Origin of the sequence: Reyranella sp. (assembly GCF_030651995.1) — a bacterium.
Taxonomy (GTDB): Bacteria; Pseudomonadota; Alphaproteobacteria; order Reyranellales; family Reyranellaceae; genus Reyranella.
Map to the genome: position 1 here is coordinate 1 of NZ_JAUSBN010000080.1, position 19,792 is coordinate 19,792.

22 protein-coding genes are annotated in these 19,792 nt (G+C 66.9%); 4 read left to right on the forward strand and 18 right to left on the reverse strand.

Going from position 1 to position 19,792, the window contains the following annotated elements; all coding sequences use genetic code 11:
- Together Q7V45_RS24760 and Q7V45_RS24765 are read left to right on the forward strand one after the other, a co-directional pair.
- Positions 1 to 1,185, forward strand: a 1,185-nt coding sequence (locus tag Q7V45_RS24760; RefSeq protein WP_304857008.1) for a helicase-related protein, incomplete at its 5' end; no start/stop codon positions are given.
- An 86-nt stretch (positions 1,186 to 1,271) separates the two neighbouring features.
- The gene (locus tag Q7V45_RS24765) at positions 1,272 to 2,477 is read left to right on the forward strand and encodes an MFS transporter (protein WP_304857010.1); all 1,206 of its coding nucleotides are present in this window, start codon (positions 1,272 to 1,274) and stop codon (positions 2,475 to 2,477) included.
- Positions 2,478 to 2,484: 7 nt separating this feature from the next.
- Here Q7V45_RS24765 and Q7V45_RS24770 read toward each other — a convergent pair whose 3' ends face one another.
- The 4 genes from Q7V45_RS24770 to Q7V45_RS24785 all read right to left on the reverse strand — a co-directional run bounded on the left by Q7V45_RS24770 (position 2,485) and on the right by Q7V45_RS24785 (position 5,657).
- Positions 2,485 to 3,258 (reverse strand): ABC transporter permease, encoded by a 774-nt coding sequence (locus Q7V45_RS24770; RefSeq protein ID WP_370692656.1) that lies wholly within the window; start codon positions 3,256 to 3,258, stop codon positions 2,485 to 2,487.
- A gap of 148 nt (positions 3,259 to 3,406) precedes the next feature.
- Entirely contained in the window at positions 3,407 to 4,147 is a 741-nt protein-coding gene (locus tag Q7V45_RS24775) for an ABC transporter ATP-binding protein (protein WP_304857011.1), read from the reverse strand.
- Positions 4,147 to 5,016 (reverse strand): dioxygenase, encoded by an 870-nt coding sequence (locus Q7V45_RS24780; protein ID WP_304857012.1) that lies wholly within the window; start codon positions 5,014 to 5,016, stop codon positions 4,147 to 4,149. The genes Q7V45_RS24775 and Q7V45_RS24780 overlap by 1 nt, the downstream gene beginning before the upstream one ends.
- A gap of 32 nt (positions 5,017 to 5,048) precedes the next feature.
- Positions 5,049 to 5,657, reverse strand: coding sequence for a GNAT family N-acetyltransferase (locus Q7V45_RS24785; RefSeq protein ID WP_304857013.1), 609 nt, complete (start codon positions 5,655 to 5,657; stop codon positions 5,049 to 5,051).
- Positions 5,658 to 5,822: 165 nt separating this feature from the next.
- Between Q7V45_RS24785 and Q7V45_RS24790 the strand changes: the two genes are divergently transcribed.
- Positions 5,823 to 6,620 (forward strand): aspartyl/asparaginyl beta-hydroxylase domain-containing protein, encoded by a 798-nt coding sequence (locus Q7V45_RS24790; RefSeq protein ID WP_304857014.1) that lies wholly within the window; start codon positions 5,823 to 5,825, stop codon positions 6,618 to 6,620.
- Between the two features lie 82 nt (positions 6,621 to 6,702).
- Here the strand turns inward: Q7V45_RS24790 and Q7V45_RS24795 are convergent, their stop codons facing one another.
- The 12 genes from Q7V45_RS24795 to coxB form a co-directional block, all read right to left on the reverse strand.
- A complete protein-coding gene (locus tag Q7V45_RS24795) occupies positions 6,703 to 7,971 on the reverse strand; it encodes a pitrilysin family protein (RefSeq protein WP_304857015.1) in 1,269 nt (422 codons plus the stop codon).
- A complete protein-coding gene (thrC, locus tag Q7V45_RS24800) occupies positions 7,968 to 9,413 on the reverse strand; it encodes a threonine synthase (RefSeq protein WP_304857016.1) in 1,446 nt (481 codons plus the stop codon). Before thrC ends, Q7V45_RS24795 begins: the two co-directional genes overlap by 4 nt.
- Positions 9,414 to 9,426: 13 nt before the next feature.
- Positions 9,427 to 9,678 carry a DUF1272 domain-containing protein gene (locus Q7V45_RS24805; protein WP_304857017.1) on the reverse strand — a complete coding sequence of 84 codons (252 nt, stop codon included), beginning with the start codon at positions 9,676 to 9,678 and terminating at the stop codon, positions 9,427 to 9,429.
- A 9-nt stretch (positions 9,679 to 9,687) separates the two neighbouring features.
- Complete coding sequence (locus Q7V45_RS24810; RefSeq protein ID WP_304857018.1) at positions 9,688 to 11,190, reverse strand: carboxypeptidase M32; 1,503 nt, start codon at positions 11,188 to 11,190, stop codon at positions 9,688 to 9,690.
- Positions 11,187 to 11,924 (reverse strand): SURF1 family protein, encoded by a 738-nt coding sequence (locus tag Q7V45_RS24815; protein ID WP_304857020.1) that lies wholly within the window; start codon positions 11,922 to 11,924, stop codon positions 11,187 to 11,189. The genes Q7V45_RS24810 and Q7V45_RS24815 overlap by 4 nt, the downstream gene beginning before the upstream one ends.
- Positions 11,925 to 11,934: 10 nt before the next feature.
- Positions 11,935 to 12,297: a DUF983 domain-containing protein gene (locus Q7V45_RS24820; RefSeq protein WP_304857021.1), complete on the reverse strand. Its 363-nt coding sequence runs from the start codon at positions 12,295 to 12,297 to the stop codon at positions 11,935 to 11,937.
- Between the two features lie 68 nt (positions 12,298 to 12,365).
- Positions 12,366 to 13,238 (reverse strand): cytochrome c oxidase subunit 3, encoded by an 873-nt coding sequence (locus Q7V45_RS24825; protein ID WP_304857022.1) that lies wholly within the window; start codon positions 13,236 to 13,238, stop codon positions 12,366 to 12,368.
- A gap of 2 nt (positions 13,239 to 13,240) precedes the next feature.
- Complete coding sequence (locus tag Q7V45_RS24830; RefSeq protein WP_304857024.1) at positions 13,241 to 13,843, reverse strand: cytochrome c oxidase assembly protein; 603 nt, start codon at positions 13,841 to 13,843, stop codon at positions 13,241 to 13,243.
- A complete protein-coding gene (locus tag Q7V45_RS24835) occupies positions 13,840 to 13,980 on the reverse strand; it encodes a hypothetical protein (RefSeq protein ID WP_304857026.1) in 141 nt (46 codons plus the stop codon). Before Q7V45_RS24835 ends, Q7V45_RS24830 begins: the two co-directional genes overlap by 4 nt.
- Before the next feature lie 8 nt (positions 13,981 to 13,988).
- Positions 13,989 to 14,921 (reverse strand): heme o synthase, encoded by a 933-nt coding sequence (locus Q7V45_RS24840; RefSeq protein ID WP_304857027.1) that lies wholly within the window; start codon positions 14,919 to 14,921, stop codon positions 13,989 to 13,991.
- 48 nt (positions 14,922 to 14,969) lie between these two features.
- On the reverse strand, positions 14,970 to 16,598 hold the full coding sequence (gene ctaD, locus Q7V45_RS24845) for a cytochrome c oxidase subunit I (RefSeq protein ID WP_304857028.1): 1,629 nt from the start codon (positions 16,596 to 16,598) through the stop codon (positions 14,970 to 14,972).
- A gap of 24 nt (positions 16,599 to 16,622) precedes the next feature.
- Positions 16,623 to 17,492, reverse strand: a complete 870-nt coding sequence (gene coxB, locus Q7V45_RS24850) for a cytochrome c oxidase subunit II (RefSeq protein WP_304857029.1) — start codon at positions 17,490 to 17,492, stop codon at positions 16,623 to 16,625.
- A 281-nt stretch (positions 17,493 to 17,773) separates the two neighbouring features.
- Between coxB and Q7V45_RS24855 the strand changes: the two genes are divergently transcribed.
- Entirely contained in the window at positions 17,774 to 18,319 is a 546-nt protein-coding gene (locus Q7V45_RS24855; protein WP_304857030.1) for a peptidylprolyl isomerase, read from the forward strand.
- Between the two features lie 25 nt (positions 18,320 to 18,344).
- On the opposite strand, the gene Q7V45_RS24860 is transcribed toward Q7V45_RS24855, so the two are convergent.
- Positions 18,345 to 18,719: a nuclear transport factor 2 family protein gene (locus Q7V45_RS24860; RefSeq protein WP_304857031.1), complete on the reverse strand. Its 375-nt coding sequence runs from the start codon at positions 18,717 to 18,719 to the stop codon at positions 18,345 to 18,347.
- A 16-nt stretch (positions 18,720 to 18,735) separates the two neighbouring features.
- Complete coding sequence (locus Q7V45_RS24865) at positions 18,736 to 19,725, reverse strand: zinc-dependent alcohol dehydrogenase family protein (RefSeq protein WP_304857033.1); 990 nt, start codon at positions 19,723 to 19,725, stop codon at positions 18,736 to 18,738.
- Positions 19,726 to 19,792 lie beyond the last annotated feature (67 nt).

Below are 19,792 nucleotides of genomic sequence, written 5' to 3' on the forward strand. Positions count from 1 at the left end.
CGCTATCTCACCGGCCGCAAGCCGGGCGAGCCGCCGCCCACGCTGTTCGAGTATTTCCCCAAGAATTCGCTGCTGATCTGCGACGAGAGCCACGTCACGGTGCCGCAGATCGGCGGCATGTTCCGCGGCGACTTCAACCGCAAGAGCGTGCTGGCCGAATTCGGCTTCCGCCTGCCCTCGGCGATCGACAACCGGCCACTCAAGTTCGAGGAGTGGGACGCGCTGCGGCCGCAGACGACCTATGTCAGCGCCACCCCGGGCGACTGGGAGATGGAACGTACCCAGGGCGCCTTCATCGAGCAGGTGATCCGTCCAACCGGACTGATCGACCCGACGGTCCTCATCCGGCCGGTCGAGAAGCAGGTCGACGACCTGATCGGCGAGTGCAAGGACTGCGCGAAGAAGGGCCAGCGCGTGCTGGTCACCGTGCTCACCAAGCGCATGGCCGAGGATCTGGTCGAGTACATGCACGAGTCCGGCATACGCTGTCGCTACCTGCATTCCGACATCGACACGCTGGAGCGCATCGAGATCATCCGCGACCTCAGGCTCGGCGCCTTCGACGTGCTGGTCGGCATCAACCTGCTGCGCGAGGGCCTCGACATCCCCGAGTGCGCCCTGGTCGCCATCCTCGATGCCGACAAGGAAGGCTTCCTGCGCTCGCCGACCTCGCTGGTGCAGACGATCGGCCGCGCCGCGCGCAACGTCGAGGGCCGGGTCATCCTCTATGCCGACAGGATGACGGACTCGATCAAGTACGCCATTTCGGAGACCGATCGTCGCCGCGCCAAGCAGACCGCTTACAACAAGGAGCACGGCATCACGCCGGCCTCGGTGAAGCGCAACATCGCCGAGATCCTGCAGTCGACCGCCGAGCGCGACCACTACACGGTCGACACCGGCGTGTCGGGCGACGTGCATCTGGTCGGGCACAATCTGCGCACCCACATCGCCGAGCTCGAAAAGCGGATGCGCGCCGCCGCCGCCGACCTCGAATTCGAGGAAGCCGGCCGCCTGCGCGACGAGATCCGCCGCCTGGAGGCTCATGAGCTCGAGCTGCCGGGCCAGGCCGCCAGCGCCAATGTCGGCGTCCATCTCGGCAAGATGCAGCATTCCCGGGTCTTCCGCGGCGTGCGCACCGGTTCGGGCGGAGGCGGCAAGCCGGCGCGGCGCAGCGGTCGGTAGCAATTCGAGCCTCGGCAGTTTCGCCTGACCGTGTCTCGCCGAGAGTTTTCTCGCCCGCCGGAATCCGGTCGCTATAGTTCCGGCGCATGCCCGCCGCGCCGACCGACCTTCGTCGCTATCTCGTCGCCCTCGCCTCGCTGACCCTGATCCAGGTCATCTCGACGATGGTCTTCAACCAGGCGTCGGTGCTGGCGCCGGCCGCCGCCGCCGAGTTCGGCGTCGCCGCGGCCGACATCGCCTACTATGTGTCGATCGTCTATCTCGCGGCGATGATCTCGACCGTGGGCGGCGGCCCGCTCACCCGCCGGCTGGGACCGATCCGCTTCATCCAGACCGGGCTCACCATCGCGGCGCTGGGCTCCTTCGTCTTCGCGACGGGCGGCATCGCGATGGCCGCCCTCTCGGCCTTCATCGTCGGGCTGGGCTCGGGCCCCCTCACCATCGCCAGCTCGCACATCCTGGCGCGCGTGTCGCCGCCGCGCCTCGCAAACGTCACCTTCTCACTGAAGCAGAGCGGCGTGCCCGTCGGCTTCGCGATCTGCGGCGCCGTGCTGCCGACCCTCGCCCTCGATTTCGGATGGCGCTGGGCCGCGGCCTCGGTCGGCCTCCTCTCGATCGCCGCGGCCGTTGCCATGCAGCCCTTGCGCGCCCTGTACGACGACGAGCGCAGCGGTGGCTCAGCGCGCCTGCCCACGCTGACGGAGATCTTCGAGCCGCTGCAGCTCGCCTGGCGCGACCCGATCCTGCGACCGATGTGCTTCATCGGCATGCTGTTCTCGGCCACGCAGGCGATCGTCGTGAACTTCACCGTCGTCTATGCCGTCGATGGCCTGCAGATGTCCTACGTGCTGGCCGGCGCGCTTCTGTCGGCGGCAACCCTCGCCGGCGCCTTCGGCCGCGTCTTCTGGGGCGCGCTCGCCGACCTGCTGCGAAGGCCGTCGGCGGTGCTGGCGGGCATCGGCGCCATCATCGCGATGGCCGCGACCGTGATGGCCTTCTCGACGCCCGCCTGGCCCACCAGCGCCGTCTATATCGTCTGCACGATCCTGGGCGGCACCGCCGTCGGCTGGAACGGCGTGTTCATCGCCGAAAGCGCCTCGCGGGCACCGCCGGGACGGGCCGCGGAATTCACCGGCGCGACCCAGCTCTTCGTGTTCTGCGGCGCACTCCTGTCGCCGCTCCTCTTCCGCAGCGTGTTGGCCATCACCGGCGTCTATGAGGCGGGCTATCTCCTGCTGGCGGCGGGCGTGGCGACGGCGTCGTACTTCCTCGGCAGGGCAGCGCTGCGCTGATCTCGACTCACTCCTCCTTCAGCGCGCTTTCGTGCCAGCGGCGCAGCAGCAGGTGCGAGACCAGGGACAGCAACAGGTATATCGCGATGCCCGCCGCCGAGATGAGCACCAGGGCCGCGAACATGCGCGGGATCTTGAGCTGGTAGCCCGATTCGAGAATGCGATAGGCGAGGCCTGACTCGCGGCCGCCCGAGCCGGCCACGAACTCGGCCACCACGGCGCCGATCAACGCTAGCCCACCCGAGATGCGCAGGCCCCCCAGGAAGTACGGCAGCGCCGCCGGCAGGCGCAGGTCGAGCAGCGTGCGCCAGCGGCTCGCGCCATAAAGTCCGAACAGGTCGAGCAGGTTGCGGTCGACCGAGCGCAGCCCCAGCACCGTGTTCGACAGGATCGGGAAGAAGGCCACCAGCCAGGCACAGATCAGCAGCGAGACATTGACGTCATCGACCCAGGCGATGATCAGCGGCGCGATGGCCACGATCGGCGTCACCTGAAGGATGATGGCGTAGGGAAAGAGCGACAGTTCGATCCAGCGCGACAGCGAGAACAGCAGCGCCAGCAGCACGCCGACCAGCACCGCGGCCAGCAGCGCCTGCAGGGTGATCGTGAGCGTGACCACCAGCGCCGGCCACAGCGTGCCCCAGTCCGACACCAGCGTCTTCGCCACGAGGAACGGTCCCGGCAGGATGTAGGGCGGGATCTCCATCGCGCGGACGAGGCCCTCCCACAGGGCCAGCATGAAGATCCCCATCAGGACCGGAGCGACGATGCGGGCGCTCATGGGATCATTCCCAGCCTCATCCTGAGGAGCGACGCGCAGCGTCGCGTCTCGAAGGATGAGATCAGGCGAAGCGTTCGTAGCACATGCTTCGAGACGCCGGGCTGCGCCCGGCTCCTCAGCATGAGGTCGTGCTCTGAAAAAGGGGCGCTCATGCCGCCATCGCCTCGGAAAGCTGCGCCGAGGTGAGGCGGCACAGCGCAGCGTAGTCGGCGGAGGTGCCGAAGGTCTCGCTGCGCGGATAGGGCGCCGGGATGGTGAGTTCGGAGCGCACCCGGCCGGGACGCGCGCTCATCACCACGATGCGCTGCGACAGGAACACCGATTCGAACACCGAGTGGGTCACGAACACGGCGGTGAAATGCGTGCGCTGCCACAGTTCCAGCAGGTCGGTGTTCAGTCTGCGCCGCGTGATCTCGTCGAGCGCTGCGAAGGGTTCGTCCATCAGCAGCAGCTTGGGCGCGGTGACGAGCGCGCGCGCGATCGAGACGCGCATCTTCATGCCACCGGACAATTCGCGCGGATAGCTCTTCTCGAAGCCTTCGAGTCCCACACCCGCCAGCGCTTCGGCCGCGCGCGCCTCGCGTTCCGAACGCGCCAGCCCGCGCAGCTTGAGCGGCAGGGCCACGTTCGCCAGCGCCGTCGTCCACGGCATCAGGGTCGGCTCCTGGAAGACGAAGCCCAGGTCCGGCCTGCCCAGCGGCCACTCGATCGTGCCGGCGCTCGGCTCGGCGAGGCCGGCGATCAGGCGCAGCAGGGTCGATTTTCCACATCCCGAGGGGCCAAGCACGCTCAGGAACTCGCCGGCCTCGATGTCGAGCGAGGCGCCGCCCAGCGCCTGGACGCCGTTCGCGAAGACCCTGGAGACGTTGCGGACCCGAACGAGCGGCATCAACCCGCCGGAAGGGTCAGGTCGAGACGCGTGGCCCAGACCGGCAAGGGCAGCGTGTCGCGCGCGGCGAGGCTGGCAGGCAGCGTGGCGCGGTCGGTGACCTTGGCGAACGGCAGGACGAGGCCGGCGCGCACGCCGAACACCGCATCGCCATCGAGATGCGCGTCATCCTCGGGGAAGAATTCGGTGATCAGCGGCGGATGGCCGGGCGCCTGGATGATCATGTGCAGATGGGCAGGCCGCCAGGCGTCGCGCCCCAGGACGCGCAGCATGTCGCCGGCCGGGCCGTCGTCCGGCACCTTGTAGGAGACCGGCCGCACGGTGGTGAAGGCGAAGGTGCCGTCGTCCGCCACGGCGAGGCGCGCGTGATAGTTGGTCGGCGATTGCGCGGCGTCCTGCTGGGCATAGAGGCCATTGCCCGCATTCTGCCAAATCGCCAGCACGGCCCCTCTTGCCGGCGCGCCCTTTCCATCGACGACGCGACCGCTCACGACGAGCGGGTCGCCCATCTGGCCGCGCCACAGATCGCCGCCATTCGGCAGCTCGGGCGCTCCCTCGATGTGGAACGGGCCGAGCACGGACGACGGCGTTCCGCTGCCGGCGGCGTTCACCATGTCCACGAGCGACGACACGCCGAGCAGGTCGGAGAACAGGATGTATTCGTTGCGCTTGTCGTCGGTGAACTGCGTCGCGCGTGTGAGGGCGTCGATGGCGGCGCCCCACTCCGCCTGCGTGACCTTGTTCTCGCGCACGAAACTGTGCAGGTGGCCGGCCAGCGAGACCAGCAGCGTCCGCGCCCGCGCGGACGGGGCGTTGCGCGCATAGTCGGCGAAGGCCTGGGTGATCGAGGTCGGGGTGAGGTTGCGCACGGAAGCCTTCCTGGGGTCGGGGCCTCGGCCCGTTACCGCGGCGCCCGCAGGAGCGCGTCGTAGTCGGCCCGCAGCAGCGCAAAAAGCAGATGGTCGGCCCACTGGCCGTTGATGCGCAGATACTGCCGGGCCAGCCCCTCCTCGTGAAAACCGACCTTGGTCAGCACGGCCTTGGAGGGTTCGTTGTGCGGCAGGCAGGCGGCCTCGAGCCGGTGTAGCCGCAGGTCGTCGAACACGAACGGCAGGGTGGCGCGCAGACCGTCGGTCATCAGGCCCTGGCCGGCATAGGGCTGGCCCATCCAGTAGCCGACGGACGCGGCCTGGGCGACGCCGCGACGGACGTTGCTGAGGTTGATTCCGCCGACCAGCCGGCGGCCTTCATTGGTGAAAACGAAGAGGCCGAAGGCCTCGCCCGCCCGCCATTCCTTGATCTGCTGCCGCAGCCGACGCCGGAAATGGTCGCGGGCCAGAGAATCCTCGGGCCAGGTGGGCTCCCACGGGGTCAGGAAGGCCCGGCTGCGGGCGCGCAATTCGGCCCATTCCGGCCAGTCGTCCAAGCTCGGCGCGCGCAGAAACACGCGCTTCCCGGTAATCCGGGTCATCCCTGACAGCGACAACGGGACGTCGGCAAAGCGGAACATCTTGGGCTATACTCGTGGTTCGTCGGAATTCTTGCATGTTTTCCGGGGTTCGACGTAGGAAATTGAGACGGTCCGCCACGTACCGGGTCGCCGGAAGAGCTGCCGCCATTCGGCCAAACGGGCGTATTACATCCCTCCATCGCAAGTCCTCGAGGCACATCGGCCATGGAAACGGCTAGCAAACCCAGTGTCGGCGAAAAGGGCAGATTCTATCTGACCAAGCACATCTGGCTTCCCCAGCAGCCGCTGGAGGATTTCAACCTCAAGCTTTCGGACATGATCCTGCGGAACATGCCGAAGCTGCCGCTGGGTGGCGAGGACGCGATGAAGGTCTTCCCGGTCCTGGGTGAGCTCAAGAAGAGCCACGCCAAGATCAAGGCCGACCTCGAGTATCTGCTCAACCATCATGAAGAGATTCCTGCCCTTCACGAGGTCCACCCGCGCGACCTCTACGTGCCGGGCCGCGCCTGGCGCACCTTCCTGCTGAAGCTGTGGGGCCATGACGTTCCGGAGAATGCCGCAGCGGTGCCGGACACGATGGCTGCGATCGCGAAAATCCCCGGCGTCCACACGGCCCTGTTCAGCATCCTCGCCGGCCGCGCCGAGATCGAGCCGCACCGGGGATCCGCCGCCGGCATCATCCGCTTCCATTACCCGCTGATCGTGCCGAAGGAGCCCGAGAAGTGCTGGATCGAGATCGGCGGCCACCATTTCTTCTGGAAGGAAGGCGAGCCGCTGGTCTTCGACGACACGCGCGAGCATTGGGTGAAGAACCAGACCGACGAGACGCGGGTCGTGCTGATCATCGACTTCAACGCGCCGATGCCGTTCCCGATGAATCTCTACACCGGCCTGCGCTACAATGTGGTCCGCCGCAGCGCCGAGATTAAGACCGCCATCGAACGCGCCGCGATCGGCGTCCCTCCGCGCACGGCACAAACCGAACTGCCGAAGGCGGCCTGAGCAAAGCACCACCTCACCCCGAGAGCTTGCCCAATACGCTGACAAGCTCTCAGGATGAGGATTATTGGTAGCGCGCGCTCTCTTACGCCGCGAGGCGGCCGGCGATCTTGTCGAGCGATTCCAGGCCGTCGATGGGCCCCAGGGCGGCGAGCGTGAGTTCGCCCTTCAGCAGGCGACGAGCGACGCGACGGACGGCGTCCTGGTCGACCGCTTCGATACGCGCCACGATCTCGGCATAGGGAATGGTGCGGCCGTGAACGATCAGGTGCCGCGCCGCCTGTTCACAGCGCGCGCCGCTGGATTCCAGCGCCATCAGCGTGCCGGCCTTGATCTGGTTCCGGGCGCGGACGAGTTCCTGCTCGTTCAGCGTATCGGCCACGGTGACGAATTCCTCGCACACCGCGGGTACCAGCTCGGACAGATCGTCCTCGCCGGTGCCGGCATAGATGCCGAACAGGCCGCCATCGGCGTAGGCCGTGTTGAAGCAGTGGATGCCATAGACCAGCCCCCGCTCCTCGCGGATGCGCTGGAACAGGCGCGAGGACATGCCGCCGCCGAACAGGGTCGAATAGATCGCCAGCGCGAAATAGTCCGGGTCGCGGTAGCCGATTCCCTCGCAGCCCAGCACGAGATGCGCCTGCTCGAGCACCCTCTGCTCGCGACCGTCGCCGCCGACATAGGCGAGCGGCACCGGCCGCTCGGCATTGGCGGGCGTACGCGGAACCGAGCCGAAATGCTTCTCGGCGAGATCGACGATCTGGTCGTGCTCGACCCGGCCGGCCGCCGACAGGACCATGTTGGAAGCCGTGTAGTGGCGGGCGAGGTAGGCGAAGAGATCGTCGCGGCCGATCGCCTCGACCGACGTGGCGGTGCCGAGTACCGGCCGGCCGAGCGGCTGGCCGGGCAGCGCAGTCTCCTGGAACTGGTCGAAGATCAGGTCGTCGGGCGTGTCGAGTGCCTGGCCGATCTCCTGCAGGATGACGCCACGCTCGCGCTGCAGCTCGTCGGGATCGAACACCGAGTTGCGCAGAATGTCGGAGATCATCTCGACGCCCAGCGCCACGTCCTCCTTGAGGACCGAGGCGTGATAGGCGGTGATCTCGCGGCCGGTGTAGGCGTTCAGGCTGCCACCGACATTCTCAATCTCCTCGGCGATGGCGCGGGCGCTGCGGGTGCGGGTGCCCTTGAACGCCATGTGCTCCAGCATGTGGGCCATGCCGTTCAGCTCCGCGGTCTCGTGGCGAGTGCCGCAGCCGACCCAGATGCCGAGCGACGCCGATTCCACCTCGGGCATCGGGTCGACGGCGACCCGCAGGCCGTTGCCCAGTGTCGTAACCTTCACTTCGCTCACGTGCGCACCTTGCTCCTGGCCGCGGGCGTGGCGGCCATCTCCTGGCGTTCGTCGATCATGGATTTTAGGGCCGCAATGTCGTTCGGCATTCCGTCGGCGCGCTCGGCGCGGTCCAGCAGGTCGGCGAGCCGCTCCGGCAGACGCGGCCGCCGGCCGGTCGCCTTCTCGACGGCGTCGGGGAACTTGGCGGGATGCGCCGTCGCCAGAACGACCATGGGAATGGCGGGATCGCGGCGGTGCTGCTGGGCCAGCGCATAGCCCACCGCGGTGTGCGGATCGATCGTCTCGCCGTAGCGCGCCAGGCACTCCTTCATGGCGGCCAGCGTCCCGGCATCGTCCAGCCGGCCCGCGTCGAAGAGCTGCCGCACGCCCGCCAGCACGTTGCCGCCGACCTTCAAGGTGCCGGTGCTGCGGAAGGCCGTCATGGCGTCGGCCAGGGCGACGCCGTCACGTTCGTAGAGGTCGAACAGCAGGCGCTCGAAGTTGCTCGAGATCTGGATGTCCATGCTGGGGCTCAGGGTCGGCACGACCTCGGAGGTCGTCATCGTGCCGCTCTCAAAGAAGCGCGCCAGGATGTCATTGCTGTTGGCGCCGACCACGAAGTGCGAGATCGGCAGGCCCATCTGCTTCGCGGCATAGCCTGCATAGACATTGCCGAAATTGCCGCTGGGCACGCTGAACGCCACCGGGCGCTCGGGGGCACCCAGCTTCAGCGCCGCCCAGAAATAGTAGACGATCTGCGCCATCACGCGGGCGAAGTTGATCGAATTCACCGCCGTCAGCGCGTGCCGGTCGCGGAACGCCAGATCGTTGAAGCAGGCCTTGGCGAGATCCTGGCAGTCGTCGAACGTGCCCTGGACGGCGATGTTGTGCACGTTGGGCGCCAGCACCGTCGTCATCTGCCGGCGCTGGACCTCGCTCACGCGGCCGTGCGGGAACAGCATGAAGATGTCGATGGTCTTGCGGTCCCGCACCGCCTCGATGGCGGCCGAGCCGGTGTCGCCCGAGGTGGCGCCGACGATGGTGGCGTGCTGGCCGCGCGCCGTCAGCGTCTGGTCGAGCATGCGGCCGAGCAGCTGCAGCGCCACGTCCTTGAAAGCGAGCGTCGGACCGTGGAACAGCTCGAGCAGGTGCAGGCCGGAGTCGCCGAGCGGCTTCAGCGGCGCGACCTCCGGCGTCTCGAACGAGGCATAGGCCTCGCCGATCAGGCGGTGGAAGGTCGCCTCGTCGAAGGCGTCGCCCACGAACGGGCGCATGATGCGGAAAGCCAGCTCGGCGTAGCCGAGGCCCTTCAGGGCCGCGATCTCGGCATTCGAGAACTGCGGCCATTCGGCGGGCAGGTAGAGGCCGCCGTCGCGGGCAAGGCCCGCCAGCATGATGTCCTCGAAGCCGAGCGGCGCGGGATTGCCCTGCGAGCCGTGGCGGGTGCTGATGTAACGCAAAGGATTTCTCCGGCTAGGCGACCTGCCGACAGGCCTCATGGTCCTTGCGAACCCGTTTCGTGGAGGCCGGGAACTTGGCCAGCGCCCTCTCCGGGCGGGTGGGCCGCTTGACCAGATCGCCGCCGCAGTTCGGGCAATGGCCGCCCAGGCGGGTTTGCGCGCAGTCGGCGCAGAAAGTGCACTCGAAGGTGCAGATCAGGGCGTCGGACGCGCCGTTGGGCAGGTCCTTGTCGCAGCATTCGCAGTTAGGACGGAGGTCGAGCATGGGTCCCTCTTACGCCTGCAGGTAGCGGCTTTCCAGATGGGCTTTGAAGGCGGCGGCGCTGAGCGGCGCCCCGGTGGCCTCGGTCAGGATCTCGTCGGTCGTCGCAATCGAGCCCTTGCCGTGGACATTGGCGCGCAGCCAACCCAGCAGCGGGGCGAAATCGCCCTGCCCGATGGCGTCCATCAGGCCGGGATGGGCACGGCGGGCGGCGGCGAAGAGCTGGGCCGCGGCCAGCGCGCCCAGCGTGTAGGTCGGGAAATAACCCCAGCCACCATCCGGCCAATGGATGTCCTGCAGGCAGCCCAGCGAGTCGTCGGGTGGTACGATTCCCAACAAGTCCCGCATGCCGTCGTTCCAGGCGCCGGGCAGGTCGGGCAACGCGAGGTCGCCCGCCAGCATCGCCCGCTCCAGCCGATAGCGCAGCATGATGTGCAACGGATAGGTGACTTCGTCGGCATCGACGCGGATCAAGCCCGGCGCCACGCGCGTGTAGAGCCGATGGATGTTCTCCTCGGTCCAGGCCGGCCCCTCCTTGCCGAAGGCGGCGCGCATGCGCGGGGCGGCAAACTCGAGAAAGGCGTCGCTGCGACAGGCCTGCATCTCCATCAGCAGGGACTGGCTCTCGTGCAGGGTCATGCCGCGCGCATTGCCGACCGGCTGGCGGCGCCAGGCCTTGGGCAGGCCGGCTTCATAGAGGCCGTGTCCGGTTTCGTGCAGCACCCCCATCAGCGAGCGCTCGAAATCCGCCTCGTCGTAGCGCGTGGTGATGCGCACATCGTCGGCCGTCCCGCCGGTAAACGGATGCGCCGACACGTCGAGCCTGCCGTGATGGAAGTCGAAGCCGATCCGGCGGATCAGTTCCTCGCCCAGCCGGCGCTGCGCCTCGACGGGAAACGGACCCTTGAGCGGTAACGGATCGGGCTCGCTCTTCTGACGCTCCAGCACGTGGCCCAGCAGGTCGGGCAGGAAGCCGCGCAGCTCGGCGAACAACGCGTCGATGCGCGCCGAGCGTCCGCCGGGTTCGAACTCGTCGAGCAAGGCATCGTAGAGCGAGGTGCCCAGCGCGGCGGCCTTGGCCTCGCCCACCCGGCGCATGATCGTCAGCACCTCGGTGAGCGTCGGCAGCAGCGACTTGAAGTCGGCATTCTTCCTGGCCGAGCGCCAGGCCAGCTCGCAGGCCGAGCAGGCCCGCGTGCGCGCCTCGACGAGGTCGGAAGGCAGCGCGCTCTCGTGCACCCAAGAACGGCGCATCTCGCGCAGGTTGGCCGCCTGCCAGGGATCGAGCGAGGCGCGGCCCTCCTCGGCGCGCGACAGAAGATCGGGCATCTCGGGCGCGGAGATGATCTCGTGGGCGATGACGCCCAGGGTCGCCAGCTGGTCGGCGCGATCGCCGCTGGCGCCGTCCGGCATCATGGTCGAACGATCCCAGTTCAGGATGGCCGTCGCGCGACCGATATCGCTCAGCCGCGCGAAGCGATGTTCCAGCTCGGCATAGGGATCGGTGGCGATCACTGCGTCTTCCTGCGACCGTTGATCTCCAGCCGGCCGTTCTCCCAGTGATAGGCGAGATAGACGCCGGCCAGCGCGAGAGCGATCAGGAACCAGGTGATGGCGTACTGGAGATGGTCGTTGGGAATCTCGAGCCGGGTCTGGCCGCCCACCGGTATGCCACCCGGATTGGGCGTGGCGTCGGACTCGAGGAAGAAGGTGTCGAGCTTGGGATCCGACGGCGCCCCCGCCATCTTGCGCATCAGCGGCACGTCGGCCTGGAACCAGAAGTTCTTCTCCGGGACGTTCTCCGGCGCGAAGCGCGCCCTGGTCTGGGACCGGCGAACGAGGCCGGTCAGCTCGACCCGCCCCGACGGCTGCGCCGCCGCCTGCGTCGCGGCCTTGCGATCGGGCACCCAGCCGCGATCGAACAGGACCACGCGACCGTCATCGGTCTTGAGTGGCACGATGACCTGCAGGCCGACCTTGTTCTTCAGGCTCCGCGCCGCCAGGAAGAACTCGTGCCCATGCTCGAAGGTACCGGAAACCTTCACACGCCCGTATTCGTGGCGCAGTGGAACGCCGCTCAGCAGCTTGTCGAGCGTCATCGGCGGCGCCGCCTGATTCGCGGCGATGCGATCGATGATGTCGCGCTTCCACTCGCGACGCTCCATCTGCCAGATCCCCAGGCTCAGCGAGAGGACCAGGATGGGCAGCGAGACGAGCGTGGGCCAGAGAGCGGGCCTCAGCCGGATCATGGTGTCTCCTCTACTCGTCGAGTTCGGTGGTGCGATGGACGAACTGCTGGGCGACCAGCAGGGCCTTTAGGAAGCGCAACATCCAGACGGCCAGCGCGAAGGTGAGCGGCAGCCAGATCGCTACGTGCACCCACCACGGCGGCTCGTAGCGGAACTCGACCCAGAAGACGAGCATCATGATGATGGCGCCGAGTCCCAGGATGACGAACACCGCCGGCCCGTCGCCGGCATCGTTGCCGCGCAGGTCGAGGCCGCAGGAGGAGCAGCGGTCGACCACGTTCAGCAGGCCGGCGAAGAGCCGTCCCTTGCCGCAACGGGGGCAGGCGCCGCGCAGGGCGACGTCGAAGGGCGATTGCCGGGGCCAGTCGGACACGGGGTGGTCTCCCAAAGACGAACCGCCGGGGAGCACCCGGCGGTTCCAAGATAGCCTGTAAGACTGCGTCAGTGCAGGGCGATCGGCGCCTTGCCGGCGCCCCACCAGTAGATGCAGAAGAACAGGAACAGCCAGACCACGTCGACGAAGTGCCAGTACCACGCAGCGGCCTCGAAGCCGAAATGCTGCTTGGGCTTGAACTGGCCCTTCGCGGCGCGGATCAGGCAGACGATCAGGAAGATGGTCCCGACGAGCACGTGGAAGCCGTGGAAGCCCGTCGCCATGAAGAAGGTCGACGTATAGATGTCCTGGCTGAACGTGAACGGCGCGTAGATGTACTCGTAGGCCTGGACGCCCGTGAAGATCATACCGAGAAGGACGGTGCACAGCAGGCCGCGGACGGCGTCCTTCTGGTTGCCCTCGATGATCGCGTGGTGGGCCCAGGTGCAGGTGGTGCCCGACAGCAGCAGGATCAGCGTGTTCATCAACGGCAGGTCGAACGGCGCGATGATGCTGATGCCCTTGGGAGGCCAGATGCCGCCGGTCGCCTCCGCACGGACCGGCATGTTCGGCGCGCCCGGATAGAGCGCGGCGTCGAAGAACGCCCAGAAGAAGGCCGCGAAGAACAGCACTTCCGAGGCGATGAACAGGATCATGCCGTAGCGCAGCCCGAGCTGGACCACTGCCGTGTGATAGACGCGCGACTCGGCGATGACGTCGGACCACCACCAGTACATGACGCCCACTACCAGCAGCAGGCCGGGAGCCAGCCCCCACCAGTGCACGGCCTTCATGACGTTGCCGATGCCCTGGCCCATCATGTCCGGATGCAGCGCGAAGCCGAAGCCGAGCGCCAGCACGAGGGCCGCCAACGAACCCAGGGCCGGCCACGGGCTGGGGTCGACCAGATGATAGGGATGCTTCGGAGTACCGCCGGCCATGTTCATCCACCCTTTCCGATATCGCTGCCGGGCAATCCGCCCAGCAAGGTCCTGGCCCGTTCCGTCTTCGCCTCGAAGAATGTGTACGAAAGCGTGATGGTCCGGATGTTGTCGTAGCGCCGATCCTTGTCCAACTCGGGATCGACGAAGAAGATCACGGGCATGTCCACGGACTGCCCGGGGAGCAGCAACTGCTCCGTGAAGCAGAAGCACTGGATCTTGTTGAACCACCCGCCGGCCGACTCAGGGGTGACGTTGTAGGTCGACGTCCCGACAGCCGGGCGCTGCGAAAGGTTGGTCACGCGGTAGTGGGCGAGACACTCCTCACCCAGACGGACCGTGACCTCGCGCTGCAGTGGCTGGAAACGCCACGGCAGGGACGTGTCGACGTTGGAATCGAAGCGGACCTTGACCGTGCGGTCGAGCATCGGCCGGTCGCCTTCCTGCGCCACGACCGGCGTGCCGCCGAACCCGGTGGTTCGGCAGAACAGGTCGTAAAGCGGCACCGAGGCATAGGCGAAACCGCCCATGCCCGCCGTCATGAGGAAAAGCCGTCGCGCCAGCCGCTTGTTCCTGGCGGCGGTGTCGGGCGTGTCATCCGTCATCCGTAGCCTCCCATGCGCACGATCGTAAGAGCAAAGAACAGGATCACGAGCACGACCAGAAAACCCGCGATGAACAGGTTCTTGCCGCGCTGGCGGCGGTGCATCTCGGTATCGCCCGGTCGACGGTCCTGTGCCATGGCCGCGCTCATCCCGCGATCCGGCTCACGACGAGATCGACCGGCAAAGCCGCGAATACAGCGGCCAGATAGATCAGCGAATAGCGGAACATCCTGCGGGCGGCGCCGAAGGCCGTTTCGTCGTCCGCGGTTCGCCAGACGGCGATCGCGTGCCCGATGAAGCCCAGGCTGAGCGCCAGGGCAACCGCACCATAGACCCAGCCGACCGCGCCCAGCAGCGTCGGCGCCAGGGCGACCGGCAGGAGCAGCAGCGTGTAGATCACCATCTGCCGCTTGGTCTCGCGCGGCCCCGCCACCACCGGCAGCATCGGCACGCCGGCGCGGCGATAATCCTCGCTACGGTACAGCGCGAGCGCCCAGAAATGCGGTGGGGTCCAGAAGAAGACCAGCAGGAAGAGCGCGATCCCGACGGCGGACACGTCGCCGGTCGCGGCGGCCCAGCCGATCATCGGCGGAAAGGCGCCGGCGGCACCGCCGATCACGATGTTCTGCGGCGTCCGGCGCTTCAGCCAGATCGTGTAGACGAAGACGTAGAACAGGATCGCCGCCGCCAGCAGCGCGGCCGCCACGAGGTTCGTCGATACCGCCATCAGCAGGACCGAGAACATCGACAGCAGAACGCCGAGGCCCAGCGCATCGTCCGGCGCCACGCGACCGGCCGGCAGCGGGCGGTTGCGCGTGCGGACCATCAGCGCGTCAAGGTCACGCTCGTACCACATGTTGATGGCGCCGGCCGCGCCCGAGCCCAGGGCGATCGCCAGAACCGCCAGCGCCGTCTTGAACGGGTGGAGATGCACCGGTGCGATCAACACGCCGATCCACCCGGTGAAGACCACCAGCGACATGACACGCGGCTTCAGCAGGTCGATGTAGTCGCGCACGCGCGCACGCGTCGCGGCCCCTTCGATGCTTCCCGTGAATGTGTGTGCGGTGTCGCTCATGGGCCCTTCAAGGCGAAGGCGCCTTCGTGGGGCGCCTCCGCTCCGTTCCTAGTGGTTCGCCGTCGGCGAGATGTGCGGCAGTTCTTCGAAGGTATGGAACGGCGGCGGCGAAGCCACCGTCCATTCCAGCGTCGTCGCCCCCTCACCCCAGTAGTTCGCACCGACCTTGCGGCCGTACAAGAGCGTGCCGAACACCACGAAGACGAGCCAGAACAGGGTCGCGCCGAACGACAGGAACGCGCCGATCGAGGAGAGGTAGTTCCAGTGCGCCATCGCGTCCGGATAGTCGACGTAGTGGCGCGGCATGCCGGCCAGTCCCGAGAAATGCATCGGGAAGAACGTCAGGTTCACGGCGACGAAGGTGACCCAGAAGTGGATCTGCGCCGCCCACTCCGGATACTGCCGGCCCGACATCTTGCCGATCCAGTAGTAGAAGCCGGCGAACATGCCGAACACTGCACCGAGCGATAGCACATAGTGGAAGTGCGCGATCACGTAGTAGGTGTTGTGCAGGGAGTAGTCGACGCCGGCATTGGCCAGGACCACGCCGGTCACGCCGCCGACGGTGAACAGGAAGATGAAGCCGATCGCCCACAGCATCGGGATCGTGAGCCGGATCGAGCCGCCCCACATGGTGGCGATCCACGAGAAGATCTTCACGCCCGTCGGCACCGCGATCACCATGGTCGCGGCCACGAAGTAGGCGCGCGTGTCGACGTCCATACCGACCGTGTACATGTGGTGCGCCCACACGACGAAGCCGACGACGCCGATCGCCACCATCGCGTAGGCCATTCCGAGATAGCCGAAGATCGGCTTGCGGGCGAAGGTCGAGATGATGTGGCTGATGATGCCGAAGGCCGGCAGGATCATGATGTAGACTTCGGGGTGACCGAAGAACCAGAACAGGTTCAGGAACAGCACCGGATCTCCGCCGCCCTCGGGCTTGAAGAACGAGGTTCCGAAGTTGCGGTCGGTCAGCAGCATCGTGATGGCGCCGGCGAGCACCGGCAGCGCCAGCAGCAGCAGGAACGCCGTGACCAGCACCGACCAGGCGAACAGCGGCATGCGGTGCAGCGTCATGCCCGGCGCGCGCATGTTCAGGATGGTCGTGATGAAGTTGATCGCACCCAGGATCGACGAGGCACCCGCTATGTGCAGCGAGAAGATCGCGAGATCCATGCCCGCGCCCTGGTTGATCGTGAGCGGCGGATAGATCGTCCAGCCGGTTCCCACGCCACCGCCGATCAGCGCCGACATCAGGAGCAGGATGAAGGCCGGCGGCAGCAGCCAGAAGCTGATGTTGTTCATGCGCGGGAACGCCATGTCGGGCGCTCCGATCATCAGCGGCACGAACCAGTTGCCGAAGCCGCCGATCAGGCCGGGCATGACCACGAAGAACACCATGATCAGGCCGTGCGCCGTGACGATCGTGTTCCAGAAGTGGCCGTCCGGCGTGCCGTCCGCGCCGTTGAAGTACTGCACGCCCGGCTGCATCAGCTCAAGGCGCATGTAGACCGAGAAGCCTCCCCCGATCAGCGCCGCCAGGATCGAGAAGACAAGGTACATCGTGCCGATGTCCTTGTGATTGGTGCTGTACAGCCACCGCTTGATGCCGGTGGGAGTGTGGTCGTCATGCCCATGGGCGTCGTGGGCGGCGCCGTGCGCGGTGGCCATTCTTAGTCTCCTGCGGAGAAGCGCTTAGCGGGTGGCGGGAGTGGTGGTGGCGGAGGCAACGTCGGTCGCGGGCACGAGCCCGGCGGCCTTCTTCTTGTCCGCCACCCATTTGTCGAAGTCGGCCTGGGAGACCACGCGGACGCCGATCGGCATGAAGCTGTGGTTCTGGCCGCAGATCTGCGAGCACTGGCCGAAGTAGAGGCCCTCTTCCTTGACGCTGATCCAGCCCTCGTTGAGGCGACCGGGGATCACCGTCTTCTTGACGCCGAAGCCCGGGACCGTCCAGCCGTGCATGCTGCCGCCCTCGGCCGTGCCGATGATGCGCACCACGGTATTGACCGGGATCACCATCTCCTCGTCGACGGCCAGCAGGCGCGGCACCTGCGGCTTGGTCTTGGCGCGGTCGGCCTCGCTCAGCATGCGGCTCTCGATCGTGAAATCGCCCTGGTCGGGATAGTTGTACGACCAGTACCACTGATGGCCGGTGACCTTGATGGTCAGCGCCGCGTCGGTCGCCTTGTCGCTGAAGTAGAGCAGGCGGAACGACGGGATGGCGATCACGACCAGGATCAGGATGGGGATGATCGTCCAGGCGATCTCGAGCCCCGTATGATGGGTCACGGTCGTCGGTGTCGGGTTGCGACCGGCGTGGAAGCGCCAGACGGCGTAAACCAGCAGCAGCAGCACGAAGATACAAATCGCGGTAATGATGACCAGCAGCAGGTCGTGCAGCGATTCCACCCGCTCCATGATCGGCGTGTAGGGCGGCGGGAAGTTCAGCTGCCAATCGTGCGGCACACCGATGACTTTCTGCGCCTGGGCCGGCGCAGCCAGGCCGAATCCGGCCATTACCGCCAGCAGTCCAACGACGCCCAATACACGCTTAACGACCATGCATCCGTCCCCTCGGCGGTTCAGATCCGGCAGGTTTTTCCGACCCGCAAAATCCCCCGCATTTCAAACGGGTTAGTACCAGATATAGCCGTGGGTGGTAACGGGTTTTCACCCCCGGTCGGTATGTGGCGGCCAGTCGCAGCCGCGCCCGCAACGGCACATCACGCAGGTGCAGCAAACCGCTCCGGCGCCGCCCCGAAGTTGCCGCTTGTCTTTCGAAAGCCGGCCTATAAGGTCCCGCCCGCCGCGGCAGGACCGCGGAATCGCCTAAGGAAATCGTCATGCGGCTCGCCTTTCTGACGCCCGTCCTTGCCGTCATTCTCATGTTCGCAGGAGCAGCCTCCGCCATGGATAAGGAAAACACCCTCTACATCGACCTGAAGGATGGTCGCGTCGTCATCGAGATGCGCCCCGACCTCGCCCCCAACCACGTGGCCCAGATCAAGAAGCTGGCGCGCGAGGGCAAGTATGACGGCGTGGTCTTCCACCGCGTGATCGACGGCTTTATGGCGCAAACCGGCGACCCGACGGGTACCGGCACCGGCGGCATGGGCGAGACGCTCAAGGCCGAATTCTCCAAGGAGCCGCACAAGCGCGGCTCGGTCTCGATGGCGCGCACCAACGATCCGAACAGCGCCCGCAGCCAGTTCTTCATCGTCTTCAAGGACTCGAACTTCCTCGACGGCCAATACACCGTCTGGGGCAAGGTCACGTCCGGCATGGAGTTCGTGGACAAGATCAAGAAGGGCGCGCCGGGCTCGGGCGCCGTGTCCGCCCCGCCGGACAAGATGATCAAGGTCCAGGTCGCGGCCGACGCGAAGAGCTAGGCTCCTCGCGCCCCGCTCCATTCTTCTACTTCGTAACCGTGTGGAAGGCCTTGGCAATGACCTGCCAACGGCCTTCTACTTTAAGAAGCGTCAGATAGTCCGTGAAGTAGCGCGGCGGGATCTGGCACTCGACCTTGGCGAAGGCCGTCGCCGGGCCGGAAAAGTCGATCGAAACGATGCGGTCGCGGCGCTCGCTGCCGCTGTCCCTGGCCGATTTGCGGCTCTCGACCATCTTGAACCAGTCGGCGCGCGGCATGTCCGCGGCCTTGCCGTCGGGACCGGCGCTGTAGAGATGCGAGGCGGGATGGAAGGCCTCGCCCAGCTTCTTCGTGTCGCCCTCGTACAGGCCGTCGAAATAGACCTGAAGCACCTTCTCGATTGCCGCGACGTCGGAATTCATTGCGTATCTCCCTCGTTCAAATCGCGCCGTTGGGCGCCACCAGGATCTTGCCGTTGCGCCCGCCCTTGTCGGCATGGGCCAGCGCTTCCTTGATCTTCTCGATCGGATAGACCGTGTCCACCGGGGCGTAAAGCGGACCGGCCACCACCTGCGCAGCCAATTCCGCATAGATTTCGCGGATCTTCGCGGCGTCGCGCCTGGCAAGGCCACGGCCCAGCATGAACCCCGTCAGCTTGATGCCGCGGTAGATGAGGTTGCTGCGCCCCACCCGGGGATCCTCGCCGCTCATCGATCCGTAATGCACGACGGTGCCCTCGGTCGCGACGCAGTCGACGAGGCGGCCCGTGGCGGCGCCGCCGATCGCCTCGATGCCCAGCCGGATCGCGGCATTGCCGGTCGCCCCGGCAACCCGCTCGGCGAGATCGTCGCCGTCCACCAGCACGACATCGGCGCCCAGTGCCCTCAGCTCGTCTGCCAGCTCGGCGCGGCGCACGACGTTGACGGTGCGCAGTCCGCGCTGGTGGGCCTGTACGATCAGCAGCCGCCCGACCGCCGAATTGGCGACGTTCTGGATGACCCATTCGCCGCCGGTGAGGTCGACGAAGTCCGACAGCATGAGCCGCGCCGTCGGCGGGTTGATGCGCACCATCGCGGCCTGGCGCAGGTCGATGCCGGCCGGCAGCGGGATGGCGTCGTGGCCCTTCACGCGCCGCTTCTGTGTCCAGTTCTCGCGCTGCAGGTTGATGACCAGGTCGCCCGTCCCGACATGCTTCACGGCCGATCCGACGGCGGTGACCCGGCCGACGCATTCGGCGCCGGGCGTCGCCGGCAGCGGCGGCTTCAACCGGTAGCTTCCCTTGCAGAACCACATGTCCGCAGGGTTGATCGGGAAGGCCAGTACGTCGAAGACGACTTCGTCGGCGGCCGGTTCGCCGACGTCGGGAACGTCGGCGCAGCGCGCCACGTCCCAGGGGGTCCCGTACCGATCGATCAGCACCTGCTTCATGCCGCGCCTCCGCCCGATGAACACGGGCACTTTGTTGGCCCGTCGATTGCTTATATGGTTATTCGAC